The following is a 15705-nucleotide window of genomic DNA, read 5'->3' on the forward strand; positions in this document are numbered from 1 at the left end:
AATGGACGAAGGTCTGCGCTTCGCAATCCGTGAAGGTGGCCGTACCGTTGGTGCTGGTGTTGTTGCTAAGATCGTTGCTTAATTAGCATAGATTTAATCAACACGAAAAAAGGGAGCTCAGGCTCCCTTTTTGTATATTTAAGACTCTGCAACAGCTCTTTTTCCCTCAGATTCTGATTCCCTTGGCAAAATCCCACAGCTAACTGCTTATCTTTTCTACATATTCTGTAGGCGCAATTTTGTTCATTATTGATAACTAATTCATCTAGCAAAGTGACGGAACAGAAGTGGTAATGCTAACGGTTCTCGTTTATATTTGAGTCAGATCAGTTGTAGAGAGTTGTTATGTACGTTTGCCTGTGTCATGGAATTTCTGACAAAAAGATTGTGAAATTGGTAGAAGAGGAAGGTATATCAGATATCCGTGGGATCAAAGCGATCACCCCTCTCGGTTCTCAATGCGGTAAGTGTATTCGTCAGGCAAAAGGTATCATTCAACATGTGGTTCTGGAGCGGGATACTGCTCAGGATATTACAGTGATTGACATTACTGAGGTTACGCTCAAAAAAGCGAGCTAATCTTCAGTTTAACAACGTCTCTTTTTTGACACTCTTCAGATCGGTTCTAAGCTTAAAGGAACCGAGAGAGGAGTGTTAGCTAATGAAAGCCGATCCGAAAATCATTCAACATCTCAATAAAATCCTGGGCAATGAACTGGTGGCAATCAACCAGTATTTCCTCCATGCCCGTATGTACAAGGATTGGGGCCTCAAGCATCTTGCCGACAAGGAATACCACGAATCTATCGATGAAATGAATCATGCTGATCATTTGATTGAACGTATCCTGTTTCTGGAGGGGATTCCGAATCTCCAGGATTTGGGTAAGCTGCGTATTGGCGAAGATACCAAAGAAATGCTCGAGTGTGATCTCTCTCTGGAAATGGATGCCATTCCGGATTTACGGGACGCAATTCAGTACGCTGAAGAAGTACGGGATTATGTCTCCCGGGATCTATTCCAGGACATTCTGGAAGACGAAGAAGAGCATGTCGACTGGCTGGAAACTCAGCTTGGTTTGATTGAGCGCATGGGTATCAACAACTACAATCAGGCCCAGATTGTAGACGACGACTAGCCAGCCTATTTCATCAAGCGCTTATCGCCTTCATCGACTCACAGTACACAACGGATGAAGGCTTTTTCATTTTTCCGCTTAATTTCCCATCATCTCTTGCCTTTCATTTTGTGATCGGTATAATGCCCGGCACTGTCTCGAGAAGACGGTTGTGAACCAATAAGCGTTGAGGAAGGAATCAGTTCTCTGATTCGGTAATGTATACTCTGACTTATGTTCGCAGTCATTAAATTGGCTGACAATGCGCCCAAAAGGGGTGCTACGTTCACATAAATCAATCGACATTCTCTCGTCTTAACGAGTTTGAGTGGCGATATTGTTTGTGTAAATTTTTTTGAATTGGAGCTCTGTCTCATGCAGAACCAACGTATTCGTATCCGCTTGAAGGCTTTCGATCACCGTTTGATCGATCAGTCTACTGCGGAGATCGTTGAAACAGCTAAGCGTACTGGCGCGCAGGTTCGTGGTCCAATCCCACTGCCTACTCGTAAAGAGCGTTTCACTGTTCTTATTTCTCCACACGTGAATAAGGACGCCCGTGATCAGTACGAAATCCGTACCCACAAGCGCCTTATCGACATCGTTGAGCCAACAGACAAAACTGTTGATGCTCTGATGCGTCTGGATCTAGCTGCTGGCGTTGATGTACAGATCAGCCTAGGTTAAGGGGAGATAAGAGAATGATTGGTCTAATCGGTCGTAAAGTGGGCATGACCCGCATCTTTACCGAAGATGGCGCTTCTATCCCAGTTACTGTGGTTGAAGTAGAAAATAACCGTGTTACTCAGGTTAAATCTGTAGACACTGATGGTTATAACGCTATCCAGGTTACCGCTGGTGCTAAGAAAGCAAGCCGCGTAAACAAAGCTGAAGCTGGTCACTTTGCGAAAGCAGGTGTTGAAGCTGGCCGCGGTTTGTGGGAATTCCGCCTGGACAATGGTGAAGAGTTCGCAGTAGGCGCTGAGCTGAACGTAGAACTGTTCAACGAAATTAAGAAAGTAGACGTTACTGGCAATTCTAAGGGTAAAGGTTTCCAAGGCGCTGTTAAGCGTTGGAACTTCCGTACTCAAGATATGAGCCACGGTAACTCCTTGTCTCACCGTGCTCCTGGTTCTATCGGTCAATGTCAGACTCCAGGTCGCGTATTTAAAGGCAAGAAAATGGCTGGTCACATGGGTGCTGAGCGTGTAACGACTCAAAACCTAGAGATCGTACGTGTTGACGCTGAGCGCAACCTGCTTCTGATCAAAGGTGCAGTACCAGGCGCAACTGGCGGCAACGTGATCGTAAAACCAGCTGTTAAAGCGTAACGTCGAGGAGTTAGTAATGGAATTGGTAGTCAAAGGCGCTGATGCGCTAGCTGTCTCCGAAACTACTTTTGGGCGTGAGTTTAACGAAGCGCTGGTGCACCAAGTAGTTGTTGCGTATGCAGCAGGTGCCCGTCAAGGTACTCGTGCACAAAAGACCCGTTCTGACGTATCTGGTGGCGGTGCTAAGCCATGGCGTCAAAAGGGTACTGGTCGTGCCCGTGCGGGTACAATCCGTAGCCCACTGTGGCGTACAGGTGGTGTAACTTTCGCAGCTCGTCCACAGGACCACAGCCAGAAAGTTAACAAGAAAATGTACCGCGGTGCGATGAAGTGCATCCTGTCTGAGCTGGTTCGTCAAGAGCGTCTGATCGTTGTTGATAACTTCTCAGTAGAAGCACCAAAAACTAAAGAGTTGGCTGCAAAGCTGAAAGAGCTGGAACTGAACGATGTTCTGATCGTGACCGGTGAACTGGATGAGAATCTGTTCCTGGCAGCACGCAACCTGTACAAGGTTGACGTTCGCGATGCCGCTGCAATCGACCCAGTTAGCTTGATCGCATTCGACAAAGTAGTGATGACTGCTGCGGCAGTTAAGCAAGTTGAGGAGATGCTGGCATGATCACCGAAGAGCGTATCCTAAAAGTTCTGCGTGCTCCGCACATCTCTGAAAAAGCGACCATGGCTGCTGAGAACGGTAACACTATCGTTTTCAAAGTAGCGATGACCGCAACGAAGCGTGAGATCAAAGCGGCAGTTGAAAAACTGTTCGAGGTTGAAGTTAAGTCTGTAAATACTCTGATTGCTAAAGGTAAAACTAAGCGTCAAGGTATGCGCCAAGGCCGTCGTAGTGACTGGAAGAAAGCGTACGTGATCCTGAAAGAAGGTCAAGACATCGACTTCGCTGGTAGTGCAGAGTAAGGCTAGGAGCAAAGAAGAATGGCTATTGTAAAATGTAAGCCGACTTCCCCAGGTCGTCGCCACGTTGTTAAAGTGGTTAACTCTGACCTGCATAAGGGTAAGCCGTATGCACCACTTCTAGAGAAAAACTCTAAGACTGGTGGTCGTAACAATAACGGTCGTATTACTGTTCGTCACATCGGTGGTGGTAACAAACAACATTACCGTCTGATTGACTTTAAGCGTAATAAAGATGGTATCCCAGCGAAAGTTGAGCGTCTGGAATACGATCCAAACCGTAGCGCAAACATCGCTCTGGTTCTTTACGCAGATGGTGAGCGTCGTTACATCATTGCACCAAAAGGCATCCAAGCTGGTGATACTATCCAGTCTGGTTCAGATGCTGCGATCAAAGTAGGTAACACCCTGCCAATGCGCAACATCCCAGTAGGTTCAACCGTACACTGTGTTGAACTGAAGCCTGGTAAAGGTGCTCAGCTGGCTCGTTCAGCTGGTACTTACGCACAAATCGTAGCTCGTGCTGGCGCATACGTAACTATTCGTCTGCGTTCTGGCGAAATGCGTAAAGTTCTTGCCGAAGGTCGTGCGACTCTGGGTGAGGTTGGTAACGGTGAGCATATGCTGCGTGAACTGGGTAAAGCCGGTGCTTCACGTTGGCGTGGTGTTCGTCCAACCGTACGTGGTGTTGTAATGAACCCAATCGACCACCCACACGGTGGTGGTGAAGGTCGTACTTCTGGTGGTCGTCACCCAGTGACACCATGGGGCGTACCGACTAAGGGTTACAAAACTCGTAAGAACAAACGTACCGACAAGTACATCGTACGTCGTCGTAATAAGTAATTTATATCAGAGGATAAGCCATGCCACGTTCTCTCAAGAAAGGTCCTTTTATTGACCTGCACTTGCTGAAGAAGGTAGAGAAAGCGGTGGAAAGCGGTGACAAGAAGCCTGTTAAGACTTGGTCCCGTCGCTCAATGATCATCCCTCAGATGATCGGTTTGACCATCGCTGTCCATAATGGTCGTCAGCACGTACCCGTTTTCGTTTCTGAAGAAATGATCGGTCACAAGCTGGGCGAATTTGCACCAACACGTACTTATCGCGGCCATGCTGCAGATAAGAAAGCTAAGAAGCGCTAAGAGGAGTATAGGTAATGGAAGCTATCGCTAAACATCGCTTTGCTCGCATCTCACCGCAGAAAGCTCGTTTGGTTGCGGATCAAGTGCGCGGTAAAACGGTTGCACAAGCTCTGGAAATTCTGACTTTCAGCAACAAAAAAGCTGCTGACCTGGTTAAGAAGGTTCTGGAATCCGCTATCGCTAATGCTGAGCACAACGAAGGCGCAGACATCGATGACTTGAATGTTGCGAAAATCTTCGTTGATGAAGGCCCAACCATGAAGCGTATTATGCCTCGTGCTAAAGGCCGTGCCGATCGCATCTTGAAGCGTTCTAGCCACATCACTGTTGTTGTAGCGGATCGCTAAGAGAGTAGGAGACAAAGCAATGGGTCAAAAAGTACATCCTAATGGTATTCGTCTTGGCATCGTTAAGCCTTGGAATACCACTTGGTATGCTAACAGCAACGAATTCGCTGACAACCTAGACGGCGACTTCAAGGTACGTCAATTCCTGACCAAGGAATTAGCAAAAGCGTCTCTGTCTCGTATCGTTATCGAGCGTCCTGCTAAGAGTATTCGTGTAACCATTCACACTGCTCGTCCAGGCGTTGTTATCGGTAAGAAAGGCGAAGATGTTGAGAAACTGCGCGCTCGCGTTGCTAAGATCGCTGGTGTTCCAGCTCAGATCAACATCGCCGAAGTACGTAAGCCAGAGCTGGATGCACAGCTTGTTGGTGACAGCATCGCTTCTCAGCTTGAGCGCCGTGTTATGTTCCGTCGCGCTATGAAGCGTGCGGTACAGAATGCTATGCGTCTGGGCGCTAAAGGCATCAAAGTTGAAGTAAGTGGCCGTCTGGGCGGCGCTGAAATTGCACGTACCGAGTGGTACCGTGAAGGCCGTGTGCCTTTGCACACTCTGCGTGCTGACATTGATTATGCGACTTCTTCCGCTCACACCCAATACGGTGTAATTGGTATCAAAACTTGGATCTTCAAAGGCGAAGTTCTGGGTGGTATGCCAGTTGAAGAGCCTAAGGCTGATAACAAGCCTAAGAAGCAACGCAAAGGCCGTAAATAAGGAGTTTATTGATGCTGCAACCTAAACGCACTAAATTCCGCAAGACTCATAAGGGTCGTAACCGCGGTCTGGCGAACGGTACTGATGTAAGCTTCGGTACTTTCGGTCTGAAAGCAGTTGGCCGTGGCCGTATTACTGCTCGTCAGATCGAGGCTGCTCGTCGTGCTATGACTCGTCATATCAAACGTCAGGGCCAAATCTGGATTCGTATCTTCCCGGACAAGCCTATTACAAGCAAGCCGTTGGAAGTTCGTCAGGGTAAGGGTAAAGGTAACGTTGAGTACTGGGTAGCCCAAATCCAACCAGGTAAAGTTCTTTATGAAATGGATGGTGTTTCAGAAGATCTTGCTCGTGAAGCCTTTAAACTGGCCGCGCGTAAGCTTCCTGTAAAAACCACTTTCGTAACTAAGGCGGTGATGTGATGAATGCACAAGATCTGCGCGCAAAAAGCGTTGAAGAACTGAATGCTGAGCTTGTGAACCTGCTGCGTGAGCAGTTCAACCTGCGCATGCAGGCTGCGACTGGCCAACTGCAACAGACTCACACTCTGAAAGCAGTACGTCGCGATATCGCACGTGTTAAAACCGTTCTGAATGAGAAGGCTGGCGCATAATGAGCGAGAAAATTCGTACTCAGCAGGGTCGTGTTGTTAGCGACAAGATGGACAAGTCTATCGTGGTTGCTATCGAGCGTTTCGTGAAGCACCCAATCTATGGTAAGTTCATCAAGCGTACGACTAAACTGCACGCTCACGATGAGAACAACGAGTGTGGCATTGGCGACACAGTTGAGATCAGTGAGTGTCGTCCACTGTCTAAGAAAAAATCTTGGACTTTGGTACGCGTTGTTGAAAAAGCGCGCGTTTAAGCGAGCTTTAGCAACTACATAACTGAGCGGCCCCTGAAAAAATGGGGCCGTTTATTTTTTATCTACCCATTCTCAAAAAATGGTGTTATTATTCGCCGCCCTTGTAATAAAGGCGAATTCGACCCGAGATGGGTCTAGATGTTTTTGATAAGCGGAGCACTAACATGATCCAAATGCAAAGTATGCTAGATGCAGCCGATAACTCCGGCGCTCGTAGCGTAATGTGTATTAAGGTTCTGGGTGGTTCTCACCGTCGCTATGCACATATCGGTGACATCATCAAAGTTACTGTCAAGGAAGCAATTCCTCGCGGTAAAGTGAAAAAAGGTGATGTACTGAAAGCGGTGGTTGTGCGCACCCGTAAAGGCGTTCGTCGTCCAGACGGCTCTGTCATTCGCTTCGACCGTAATGCTTGCGTATTGCTGAACAACAATACAGAGCAACCAATCGGTACTCGTATCTTTGGCCCAGTGACTCGTGAACTTCGCTCTGCGAAATTCATGAAAATTGTTTCACTAGCGCCAGAAGTACTGTAAGGAGTGACGAAAATGGCAGCTAAAATCCGTCGTAACGACGAAGTTATCGTTCTTACTGGTAAAGATAAAGGTAAGAAAGGTAAAGTATCTAAGGTCCTGGCAACTGGTAAAATTGTTGTTGAAGGTATCAACCTGGTTAAAAAACACCAGAAGCCTGTACCGGCTATGGGTATCCAGGGTGGCATCGTTGAACAAGAAGCAGCTCTTGATGCTTCTAACGTTGCAATCTTCAACGCGGCAACTGGTAAAGCTGACCGTGTAGGCTTCCGATTTGAAGACGGCAAAAAAGTTCGTTTCTTCAAATCTAATGGCGAAACTATCAAGTAATTTTGGAGTAGTACTATGGCGAAACTGCATGATTACTACAAAGAGTCTGTTGTAAAAGAACTTGCTGACAAGTTCGAGTACAAGAGCATCATGCAAGTCCCAAGGATCGAAAAGATCACCCTGAACATGGGTGTCGGTGAAGCCTTGAACGACAAGAAGCTGTTGGAAAACGCAGCTGCTGATATGGCCGCAATTACAGGTCAAAAGCCGCTGGTTACCAAAGCTCGTAAGTCTGTTGCTGGCTTTAAGATCCGTGAGGGCTACCCGATCGGCTGTAAAGTAACCCTGCGTGGCGAACGTATGTGGGACTTTTTCGAACGTCTGATCTCTATTGCTGTACCGCGTATCCGTGATTTCCGTGGTTTAAACCCGAAATCATTTGACGGTCGTGGTAACTATAGCATGGGCGTTCGTGAGCAGATTATCTTCCCAGAGATCGATTTCGACAAAGTGGATCGTGTACGTGGTTTAGACATCACAATCACAACCACTGCGAACTCTGACGAAGAAGCTCGTGCTCTGCTGTCTGCTTTTAACTTCCCATTCCGTAAGTAAAAAGTAAGGGTTACTAATGGCTAAAGAATCTATGAAGGCACGTGAAGTAAAACGTGCCAAGCTGGTAGCAAAGTACGCTGAAAAGCGTGCCGCGCTTAAAGCTCTAATTAGCGACGTGAATGCGTCTGAAGAAGAACGCTGGGATGCAGTGCTCAAGCTTCAGTCTCTACCACGTGATTCAAGTCCATCTCGTCAGCGTAATCGCTGTAACCAGACTGGACGCCCACACGGGTACCTGCGTAAGTTTGGTCTGTCCCGTATCAAGGTTCGTGAAGCTTGCATGAAAGGCGAGATTCCGGGTCTGCGTAAGGCTAGCTGGTAATTTATTACCAATTAAGAATCACGGAGTATTGACTTATGAGCATGCAAGATCCGATTTCGGATATGCTGACCCGCATTCGTAACGGTCAGGCAGCGAAGAAAGTTGCTGTTAAAATGCCATCTTCTAAGTTGAAAGTTGCCATCGCAGCTTTGCTGAAAGAAGAAGGTTTTGTGGCTGACTACGCCGTTTCTGGCGAAGTTAAGCCTGAACTCGAAGTTACTCTGAAGTACTTCGAGACTAAAGCTGTAATTGAGCAAATCCAGCGCGTTTCACGTCCTGGCCTGCGTATCTACAAGAAAAAAGATGCGCTGCCGACTGTGATGGGTGGCCTGGGTATTGCCGTTGTGTCCACTTCCAAGGGTCTGATGACTGACCGTGCTGCTCGTAAAGCAGGTCTTGGTGGTGAGATTATCTGCTACGTAGCTTAATAGGAGTAGGAAAATGTCACGTGTTGCAAAAGCACCTGTAGTTGTTCCTGCCGGCGTAGAAGTTAAACTCAACGGTCAGGAAATCACTGTAAAAGGTGGTAAGGGTGAACTGGTTCGTGTAATTAACGAAGCAGTTGAACTAACCCAGGAAGAAAACACCATTAAGTTCGGTCCTCGCGACGGCTTCAACGATGCTTGGGCACAGGCTGGTACAGCTCGTGCACTGGTTAACAACATGGTTGTTGGTGTTACTGAAGGCTTTACTAAGAAGCTGATCCTTAAGGGTGTAGGTTATCGTGCTGCCATCAAAGGCAACGCTGTTGGCCTGACTCTGGGCTTCTCACACCCAGTTGAGCATGAACTGCCTGCAGGTATTAAAGCTGAGTGTCCAACTCAAACTGAAATCGTACTGACTGGTACTGATAAGCAGTTGATTGGTCAAGTCGCTGCAGACATTCGCGCTTACCGTAGCCCTGAGCCTTACAAAGGTAAAGGTGTTCGTTACGCCGACGAAGTCGTGCGTATTAAAGAAGCTAAGAAGAAGTAAGGTAACACTATGGATAAGAAAGCATCTCGTATCCGTCGTGCGACCAGAGCACGTCGTAAGATTGCTGAACTGGGTGCAACTCGCTTGGTAGTACACCGTACTCCACGCCATGTGTACGCTCAGGTAATCGCACCAAATGGCTCCGAGGTTATCGCTGCCGCTTCTACCGTAGAAAAAGCGATCCGTGAGCAAGTGAAGAGCACCGGTAACAAAGACGCTGCTGCAGTTGTGGGTAAAATCATCGCTGAGCGCGCGATTGAAAAAGGCATCTCTAACGTTGCATTCGATCGTTCCGGTTTCCAATACCACGGCCGCGTGGCTGCACTGGCAGAAGCTGCCCGTGAAGCTGGTCTGAAATTCTAAGGTAGGCGGAAGATGGCTAACGAAAAAACTCAATCAGATCTGAATGAAAAGCTGATCGCTGTTAACCGTGTATCTAAGACGGTTAAAGGTGGTCGTATTTTCAGCTTTACCGCACTGACTGTTGTTGGTGATGGTAATGGTCGCGTTGGTTTCGGTTACGGTAAAGCACGTGAAGTGCCAGCTGCAATCCAGAAAGCAATGGAAAAAGCACGTCGTAACATGGTTACAGTTGCCCTGAACGAAGGTACTCTGCACCACGCTGTTAAAGGTCGCCACACCGGTTCTAAGGTGTACATGCAACCTGCATCAGAAGGTACTGGTATCATCGCCGGTGGTGCAATGCGTGCAGTGCTGGAAGTCGCTGGCGTGCATAACGTACTGGCTAAAGCATACGGTTCTACAAACCCAATCAATATCGTTCGTGCGACTATTGATGGTTTGAGTGGTATGAACTCTCCAGAAATGATCGCTGCTAAGCGTGGTCTTTCTGTTAAAGAAATTCTGGAGTAATCGACATGGCTAAAACTATCAAAGTAACTCAGACTCGTAGCTCTATCGGTCGTTTGCCGAAGCATAAAGCTACGCTGCGTGGCTTGGGCCTACGTCGCATCAACCACACTGTTGAGCTGGAAGATACTGCTTGCGTTCGCGGCATGATCAATCAGGTTCATTACATGGTTAAAGTAGAGGAGTAATCAGAATGCGTTTGAATACTCTATCTCCGGCTGCGGGTTCTAAGCCTTCTGCGAAGCGCGTAGGCCGTGGTATCGGTTCAGGCCTGGGTAAAACTTGTGGCCGTGGTCACAAAGGTCAGAAATCACGTTCTGGTGGTTCTGTTCGCCCAGGTTTCGAAGGCGGTCAAATGCCTTTGAAACAGCGTCTACCAAAATTCGGTTTTACTTCTCGCAAGAGCCTGGTAACAGCTGAAGTTCGCCTGTCAGAACTGGCGAAAGTTGAAGGTGACGTAGTAAGTCTGGAAACACTGAAAGCTGCAAACGTGATCACCAAGAACATGGAAACTGTAAAAGTTGTTCTGTCTGGTGAGATCAACCGCGCTGTAACAGTGAAAGGCTTACGCGTAACTAAAGGCGCTAAAGCTGCAATCGAAGCTGCAGGCGGTAAAATCGAGGAATAATTAACTCGAGGATGAGGTACAGATGGCTAAACAACCAGGACAAGATTTTAGTAGCGCAAAAGGTGGCCTAGCAGAGCTTAAGACTCGTCTGCTATTTGTAATAGGGGCTATCTTAATTTTCCGAGCTGGCTCTTTTGTGCCTATTCCTGGTATTGACGCTGCTGTACTAGCCGATCTGTTCGAACAGCAAAAGGGTACCATCATTGAACTGTTTAATATGTTCTCTGGTGGTGCACTTGAGCGTGCATCCATTTTAGCACTGGGCATTATGCCGTATATTTCGGCCTCGATTATTGTTCAGTTGCTAACGGTTGTTCATCCGGCTTTAGCCGAGTTGAAGAAAGAAGGTGAGTCTGGTCGCCGTAAGATCAGCCAGTATACTCGCTATGGCACGCTTGTGTTGGCAACCTTCCAAGCAATTGGTATTGCGACGGGGTTACCAAGTATGATCCCTGGCCTGGTGCATAATCCAGGCCTTGGTTTCTACTTTGTTGCGGTCGTAAGTTTGGTCACTGGTACCATGTTCTTAATGTGGTTAGGTGAGCAGATTACAGAACGTGGCATTGGTAACGGTATATCTCTGATTATATTCACAGGTATCGTTGCAGGATTGCCACCAGCTATTGGACAGACCGTAGAACAAGCGCGTCAAGGTGAATTGCACGTACTTCTTCTACTGTTAATTGCAGTAATTTCTTTTGCTGTAATCTATTTTGTAGTGTTCATGGAACGTGGTCAGCGTCGTATCGTCGTTAACTACGCCAAACGCCAGCAAGGCCGTCGGGTCTATGCAGGTCAGAGCACTCATCTGCCATTGAAGATTAATATGGCAGGTGTGATTCCAGCAATTTTTGCATCCAGTATCATTCTTTTCCCTGGTACACTGGCTCAGTGGTTCGGTGGAAATGGAGAAGGTACTTTTGGTTTCCTGACTGACGTGTCTCTGGCACTTAGCCCAGGTCAACCACTGTACGTTATGCTGTATGCCGCTGCGATTATCTTCTTCTGTTTCTTCTATACAGCGTTGGTGTTCAACCCGCGTGAAACAGCAGATAACCTGAAGAAATCCGGTGCGTTCATACCTGGTATTCGTCCGGGCGAGCAGACTGCGAAGTACATTGATAAAGTGATGACACGCCTGACTTTGGCTGGTGCGTTATACATTACCTTTATCTGTCTGATCCCCGAGTTCATGATGATTGCTTGGAACGTTCGCTTCTACTTTGGCGGTACGTCACTACTGATTGTAGTTGTGGTTATTATGGACTTCATGGCTCAAGTTCAGACACACCTGATGTCTCAACAGTATGAGTCGGTTTTGAAAAAGGCTAATCTTAAAGGCTACGGCCGTTAAGCTTGGTTATCCATTTACGGAGTTTAGCAATGAAAGTTCGTGCTTCCGTTAAGAAAATCTGCCGTAACTGTAAAGTTATCAAGCGCAACGGTGTTGTGCGTGTAATTTGCAGTGAGCCAAAGCATAAGCAACGCCAAGGCTAACCAGCAGAAATATTTCTTGCAAATTGAAGGTAGGTTGGCTAAATTAGCCAACCATCTTTTGTGTGTGCAAAAGAATTGTGACACCGCTGCGTATCCTAAACGGGCTTTGCAGCGGTTATTCTTGATAAGTACTAGGAGTGAATAGTGGCCCGTATTGCAGGCATTAACATTCCTGATCAAAAGCATGCTGTAATCGCACTGACTGCGATTTATGGCGTCGGTAAAACTCGTTCAAAAGCTATTCTGGCTGATGTGGGTATTGCTGAAAATGTTAAGATCAGTGAACTAACTGAAGAGCAGATCGATCAACTGCGTGATGGTGTAGCTAAGTACACTGTAGAAGGTGATCTACGTCGTGAAGTTTCCATGAACATCAAGCGCCTAATGGATCTTGGTTGTTACCGTGGTCTTCGTCATCGTCGCAGTCTACCTCTACGTGGACAGCGTACTAAAACCAACGCTCGTACCCGTAAGGGTCCGCGCAAGCCGATCAAAAAATAATCGGATAAGGTAGAGTACAATGGCAAAACAACCAACTCGCGCTCGTAAGCGCGTACGCAAGCAAGTTGCTGATGGCGTAGCGCACATCCACGCTTCTTTCAACAACACAATCGTTACCATTACTGACCGTCAAGGTAATGCTCTGGCTTGGGCAACTGCCGGTGGTTCAGGTTTCCGTGGTTCTCGTAAATCTACACCGTTTGCTGCACAGGTTGCTGCTGAGCGTTGTGGTGAAATGGCCAAAGAATATGGCGTTAAGAACCTGGAAGTTATGGTTAAGGGCCCAGGTCCTGGTCGTGAGTCAACAATCCGTGCTCTGAATGCAGCGGGTTTCCGTATCACTAACATTGTTGATGCGACTCCGATCCCTCATAACGGTTGTCGTCCACCTAAGAAACGTCGCGTATAACGTTTCGTTTCTAGGAATATTGGAGAAAGAACATGGCAAGATATTTGGGTCCTAAGCTGAAGCTTAGCCGTCGTGAAGGCACTGACTTATTCCTTAAGTCTGGTGTTCGCGCGATTGATACCAAGTGTAAAATTGATAACGCGCCGGGCCAGCACGGTGCCCGTCGTGGCCGCCTGTCTGACTATGGCGTTCAGCTTCGCGAGAAGCAGAAAGTTCGTCGTACTTATGGCGTACTGGAAAAGCAATTCCGTAACTACTACAAAGAAGCTGCTCGCCTGAAAGGCAACACAGGTGAAAACCTGCTGCAACTTCTGGAAGGTCGTCTGGATAATGTTGTTTACCGCATGGGCTTTGGTGCAACTCGCGCTGAATCACGTCAGCTGGTAAGCCACAAAGCGATCCTGGTTAATGGTCAAGTCGTTAACATCCCATCTTTCCAGGTGGCTGCAAACGACGTTGTTAGCATTCGTGAGAAAGCTAAAAACCAAGCACGCATCAAAGCAGCTCTTGAAGTTGCTACTCAGCGTGAACTGCCGACTTGGGTCGAAGTAGACAGCAACAAAATGGAAGGTACCTTTAAGCGTCTTCCAGAGCGTTCTGATTTGTCTGCCGACATCAACGAACACCTGATCGTCGAGCTTTACTCTAAGTAAGGCTATAGTTAAGAGAGGACACAATGCAGGGTTCTGTAACAGAATTTCTTAAGCCGCGTCTTGTTGATATTGAACAAGTTAATACGACGCATGCAAAAGTAACTCTTGAGCCTCTGGAGCGCGGTTTTGGCCACACTCTAGGCAATGCTCTACGTCGTATTCTTCTGTCATCTATGCCAGGTTGCGCAGTGACTGAAGTAGAAATCGACGGTGTGTTACACGAGTACAGCACCAAAGAGGGAGTCCAAGAGGACGTTCTTGAAATCCTACTGAACCTGAAAGGCCTGGCCGTTAAGGTTGAAGGGAAAGACGAAGTCATCTTGAGCCTCAGTAAATCTGGTGCAGGCCCTGTTGTTGCAGGTGACATCACCCATGATGGTGATGTTGAGATTGCGAACCCAGAGCACGTGATCTGCCATTTGACTGATGATAATGCTGATATCAGCATGCGCATCAAGGTAGAACGTGGTCGCGGCTATGTACCAGCATCTGCTCGTATTCACAGTGATGAAGACGAGCGTCCAATTGGTCGTTTGTTAGTTGATGCAACTTTCAGCCCAGTTGATCGTATCGCTTACTCAGTCGAGGCTGCGCGTGTTGAACAGCGCACTGACCTTGATAAGCTAGTTATCGATATGGAGACCAATGGTACTCTTGATCCTGAGGAAGCGATTCGTCGTGCTGCTACTATTCTGGCAGAACAACTTGACGCATTCGTAGATCTGCGTGATGTACGAGTTCCTGAAGAGAAAGAAGAGAAGCCGGAGTTCGATCCGATCCTACTGCGTCCTGTAGACGATCTTGAACTAACTGTTCGCTCTGCTAACTGTTTGAAAGCAGAAGCGATCCACTACATCGGTGATCTTGTTCAGCGTACTGAGGTTGAGCTACTGAAAACGCCAAACCTGGGTAAGAAGTCTTTGACTGAAATCAAAGACGTGCTGGCTTCACGTGGTCTGTCTCTGGGTATGCGCCTGGAAAACTGGCCGCCAGCATCTATCGCTGAAGATTAATAGTTACTGATATCTAGTTAGAAGGATTAGGTCATGCGCCATCGTAAGAGTGGTCGTCAACTCAACCGCAACAGCAGTCATCGCAAAGCGATGTTCAGCAACATGGCTAGCTCTCTGGTACGTCACGAGCTTATCAAGACTACCTTGCCTAAGGCAAAAGAGCTGCGTCGCGTAATTGAGCCTTTGATTACCCTAGCTAAGACTGACAGTGTAGCTAACCGTCGTCTGGCATTTGCACGTACTCGTGATAACGAAGTCGTTGCTAAACTGTTTAACGAATTAGGTCCACGTTTTGCTCAGCGTCCAGGCGGTTACACTCGCATTATGAAATGCGGTTTCCGTACTGGTGATAAAGCCCCTATGGCTTACATTGAGCTGGTAGACCGTCCTGAAGCTCAGGAAGAAGCTGCTGCTGAATAAGCAATAGTTTAAAAACGTAAGAAAGCCGGGCATTGCCCGGCTTTTTTTATAGTGATGTTTTACTAATTATCAGGCACCACAATCAGGACTGGGTGGTTATGGATTTAACCACTGTTGTTTTAGTCAATACTCTTGTTGTTCTTCTTTATCTTCCCCCACAACTTTCTTCTCCCACTATACTTTTTTTGTTTTTATTCTCATTAGGAGCCTATCAGCCCCGATGATTGAGGGTGGCTTTGCTTGATTGTTGTTCGTTTTTCTTTTCTGTGAGTGAAAAGTGTTCGCTTGGTGTCTTTTTCTGTTTTTTTACTTGTCATGTGATTCTGACTCTCTATAATGCCGCCTCACTGACACGGCAGAGCAGCAAACTTAAGTGCTAGGCAGTGTAAGCGGTCAGAAAAAACAAATTGAAAAAAGTGTTTGACACTTCACTTCGATTGGTTAGAATGGCCGCCCGTTTCGAGAGCTAAGTCACAAAGACTTACTTAGAAACAAGCTCTTTAACAATTTGACCATGCAATCTGTGTGGGCACTCGACAATGATACAGTCATAAAAGATTTATCA

30 protein-coding genes and 1 pseudogene are annotated in these 15705 nt (G+C 47.2%); all 31 read left to right on the top strand.

Annotation, left to right across the window (positions count from 1 at the left end):
• Positions 1-82: pseudogene (locus tag Q4491_RS20990) on the top strand (elongation factor Tu); the annotation flags it as partial.
• A gap of 263 nt (positions 83-345) precedes the next feature.
• Positions 346-579, top strand: coding sequence for a (2Fe-2S)-binding protein (locus tag Q4491_RS20995; RefSeq protein WP_192017801.1), 234 nt, complete (start codon positions 346-348; stop codon positions 577-579).
• A gap of 82 nt (positions 580-661) precedes the next feature.
• Positions 662-1138, top strand: a complete 477-nt coding sequence (gene bfr, locus Q4491_RS21000; protein WP_120513896.1) for a bacterioferritin — start codon at positions 662-664, stop codon at positions 1136-1138.
• A 354-nt stretch (positions 1139-1492) separates the two neighbouring features.
• Complete coding sequence (rpsJ, locus tag Q4491_RS21005) at positions 1493-1804, top strand: 30S ribosomal protein S10 (protein WP_005501283.1); 312 nt, start codon at positions 1493-1495, stop codon at positions 1802-1804.
• A gap of 14 nt (positions 1805-1818) precedes the next feature.
• A complete protein-coding gene (gene rplC / locus Q4491_RS21010) occupies positions 1819-2448 on the top strand; it encodes a 50S ribosomal protein L3 (RefSeq protein ID WP_303460661.1) in 630 nt (209 codons plus the stop codon).
• Between the two features lie 16 nt (positions 2449-2464).
• Positions 2465-3067, top strand: coding sequence for a 50S ribosomal protein L4 (rplD, locus tag Q4491_RS21015; RefSeq protein WP_027251941.1), 603 nt, complete (start codon positions 2465-2467; stop codon positions 3065-3067).
• Positions 3064-3366 (top strand): 50S ribosomal protein L23, encoded by a 303-nt coding sequence (rplW, locus tag Q4491_RS21020; protein WP_027251942.1) that lies wholly within the window; start codon positions 3064-3066, stop codon positions 3364-3366. Before rplD ends, rplW begins: the two co-directional genes overlap by 4 nt.
• 18 nt (positions 3367-3384) lie before the next feature.
• On the top strand, positions 3385-4209 hold the full coding sequence (gene rplB / locus Q4491_RS21025) for a 50S ribosomal protein L2 (RefSeq protein ID WP_027251943.1): 825 nt from the start codon (positions 3385-3387) through the stop codon (positions 4207-4209).
• Positions 4210-4229: 20 nt separating this feature from the next.
• A complete protein-coding gene (gene rpsS / locus Q4491_RS21030) occupies positions 4230-4508 on the top strand; it encodes a 30S ribosomal protein S19 (RefSeq protein WP_007469141.1) in 279 nt (92 codons plus the stop codon).
• Positions 4509-4522: 14 nt separating this feature from the next.
• Positions 4523-4855 (top strand): 50S ribosomal protein L22, encoded by a 333-nt coding sequence (gene rplV, locus Q4491_RS21035; RefSeq protein WP_027251944.1) that lies wholly within the window; start codon positions 4523-4525, stop codon positions 4853-4855.
• Between the two features lie 19 nt (positions 4856-4874).
• Positions 4875-5567, top strand: a complete 693-nt coding sequence (rpsC, locus tag Q4491_RS21040; RefSeq protein ID WP_027251945.1) for a 30S ribosomal protein S3 — start codon at positions 4875-4877, stop codon at positions 5565-5567.
• 11 nt (positions 5568-5578) lie between these two features.
• On the top strand, positions 5579-5989 hold the full coding sequence (gene rplP, locus Q4491_RS21045; protein ID WP_027251946.1) for a 50S ribosomal protein L16: 411 nt from the start codon (positions 5579-5581) through the stop codon (positions 5987-5989).
• Positions 5989-6180, top strand: a complete 192-nt coding sequence (gene rpmC / locus Q4491_RS21050; protein ID WP_027251947.1) for a 50S ribosomal protein L29 — start codon at positions 5989-5991, stop codon at positions 6178-6180. The genes rplP and rpmC overlap by 1 nt, the downstream gene beginning before the upstream one ends.
• Complete coding sequence (gene rpsQ / locus Q4491_RS21055; protein ID WP_027251948.1) at positions 6180-6434, top strand: 30S ribosomal protein S17; 255 nt, start codon at positions 6180-6182, stop codon at positions 6432-6434. The genes rpmC and rpsQ overlap by 1 nt, the downstream gene beginning before the upstream one ends.
• A 164-nt stretch (positions 6435-6598) precedes the next feature.
• Positions 6599-6970, top strand: coding sequence for a 50S ribosomal protein L14 (rplN, locus tag Q4491_RS21060; protein WP_027251949.1), 372 nt, complete (start codon positions 6599-6601; stop codon positions 6968-6970).
• A 12-nt stretch (positions 6971-6982) separates the two neighbouring features.
• A complete protein-coding gene (gene rplX, locus Q4491_RS21065; protein WP_027251950.1) occupies positions 6983-7297 on the top strand; it encodes a 50S ribosomal protein L24 in 315 nt (104 codons plus the stop codon).
• Positions 7298-7312: 15 nt separating this feature from the next.
• Positions 7313-7852 carry a 50S ribosomal protein L5 gene (gene rplE / locus Q4491_RS21070; protein ID WP_027251951.1) on the top strand — a complete coding sequence of 180 codons (540 nt, stop codon included), beginning with the start codon at positions 7313-7315 and terminating at the stop codon, positions 7850-7852.
• Between the two features lie 16 nt (positions 7853-7868).
• A complete protein-coding gene (gene rpsN / locus Q4491_RS21075; RefSeq protein ID WP_027251952.1) occupies positions 7869-8174 on the top strand; it encodes a 30S ribosomal protein S14 in 306 nt (101 codons plus the stop codon).
• 35 nt (positions 8175-8209) lie between these two features.
• On the top strand, positions 8210-8602 hold the full coding sequence (gene rpsH, locus Q4491_RS21080) for a 30S ribosomal protein S8 (protein WP_027251953.1): 393 nt from the start codon (positions 8210-8212) through the stop codon (positions 8600-8602).
• 13 nt (positions 8603-8615) lie between these two features.
• A complete protein-coding gene (gene rplF / locus Q4491_RS21085; protein WP_192017802.1) occupies positions 8616-9149 on the top strand; it encodes a 50S ribosomal protein L6 in 534 nt (177 codons plus the stop codon).
• Between the two features lie 9 nt (positions 9150-9158).
• Positions 9159-9512, top strand: coding sequence for a 50S ribosomal protein L18 (gene rplR / locus Q4491_RS21090; RefSeq protein WP_027251955.1), 354 nt, complete (start codon positions 9159-9161; stop codon positions 9510-9512).
• Between the two features lie 12 nt (positions 9513-9524).
• The gene (gene rpsE, locus Q4491_RS21095) at positions 9525-10022 is read left to right on the top strand and encodes a 30S ribosomal protein S5 (RefSeq protein WP_192017803.1); all 498 of its coding nucleotides are present in this window, start codon (positions 9525-9527) and stop codon (positions 10020-10022) included.
• Positions 10023-10027: 5 nt separating this feature from the next.
• Positions 10028-10207 (top strand): 50S ribosomal protein L30, encoded by a 180-nt coding sequence (rpmD, locus tag Q4491_RS21100; RefSeq protein ID WP_027251957.1) that lies wholly within the window; start codon positions 10028-10030, stop codon positions 10205-10207.
• 5 nt (positions 10208-10212) lie between these two features.
• Positions 10213-10647 (top strand): 50S ribosomal protein L15, encoded by a 435-nt coding sequence (gene rplO, locus Q4491_RS21105; RefSeq protein WP_027251958.1) that lies wholly within the window; start codon positions 10213-10215, stop codon positions 10645-10647.
• A gap of 22 nt (positions 10648-10669) precedes the next feature.
• On the top strand, positions 10670-12001 hold the full coding sequence (secY, locus tag Q4491_RS21110; protein ID WP_027251959.1) for a preprotein translocase subunit SecY: 1332 nt from the start codon (positions 10670-10672) through the stop codon (positions 11999-12001).
• A gap of 29 nt (positions 12002-12030) precedes the next feature.
• Positions 12031-12144: a 50S ribosomal protein L36 gene (rpmJ, locus tag Q4491_RS21115; RefSeq protein ID WP_000868186.1), complete on the top strand. Its 114-nt coding sequence runs from the start codon at positions 12031-12033 to the stop codon at positions 12142-12144.
• A 144-nt stretch (positions 12145-12288) separates the two neighbouring features.
• Positions 12289-12645 (top strand): 30S ribosomal protein S13, encoded by a 357-nt coding sequence (rpsM, locus tag Q4491_RS21120; protein WP_192017804.1) that lies wholly within the window; start codon positions 12289-12291, stop codon positions 12643-12645.
• A gap of 19 nt (positions 12646-12664) precedes the next feature.
• The gene (gene rpsK / locus Q4491_RS21125; RefSeq protein ID WP_027251961.1) at positions 12665-13054 is read left to right on the top strand and encodes a 30S ribosomal protein S11; all 390 of its coding nucleotides are present in this window, start codon (positions 12665-12667) and stop codon (positions 13052-13054) included.
• A gap of 32 nt (positions 13055-13086) precedes the next feature.
• Positions 13087-13707, top strand: a complete 621-nt coding sequence (rpsD, locus tag Q4491_RS21130; RefSeq protein WP_027251962.1) for a 30S ribosomal protein S4 — start codon at positions 13087-13089, stop codon at positions 13705-13707.
• A 23-nt stretch (positions 13708-13730) separates the two neighbouring features.
• Positions 13731-14720 carry a DNA-directed RNA polymerase subunit alpha gene (rpoA, locus tag Q4491_RS21135; RefSeq protein ID WP_027251963.1) on the top strand — a complete coding sequence of 330 codons (990 nt, stop codon included), beginning with the start codon at positions 13731-13733 and terminating at the stop codon, positions 14718-14720.
• Positions 14721-14753: 33 nt separating this feature from the next.
• A complete protein-coding gene (gene rplQ / locus Q4491_RS21140) occupies positions 14754-15140 on the top strand; it encodes a 50S ribosomal protein L17 (RefSeq protein WP_303460699.1) in 387 nt (128 codons plus the stop codon).
• Positions 15141-15705 lie beyond the last annotated feature (565 nt).

Origin of the sequence: Photobacterium sp. 2_MG-2023 (genome assembly GCF_030547675.1) — a bacterium.
Lineage (GTDB): Bacteria > Pseudomonadota > Gammaproteobacteria > Enterobacterales > Vibrionaceae > Photobacterium > Photobacterium arenosum.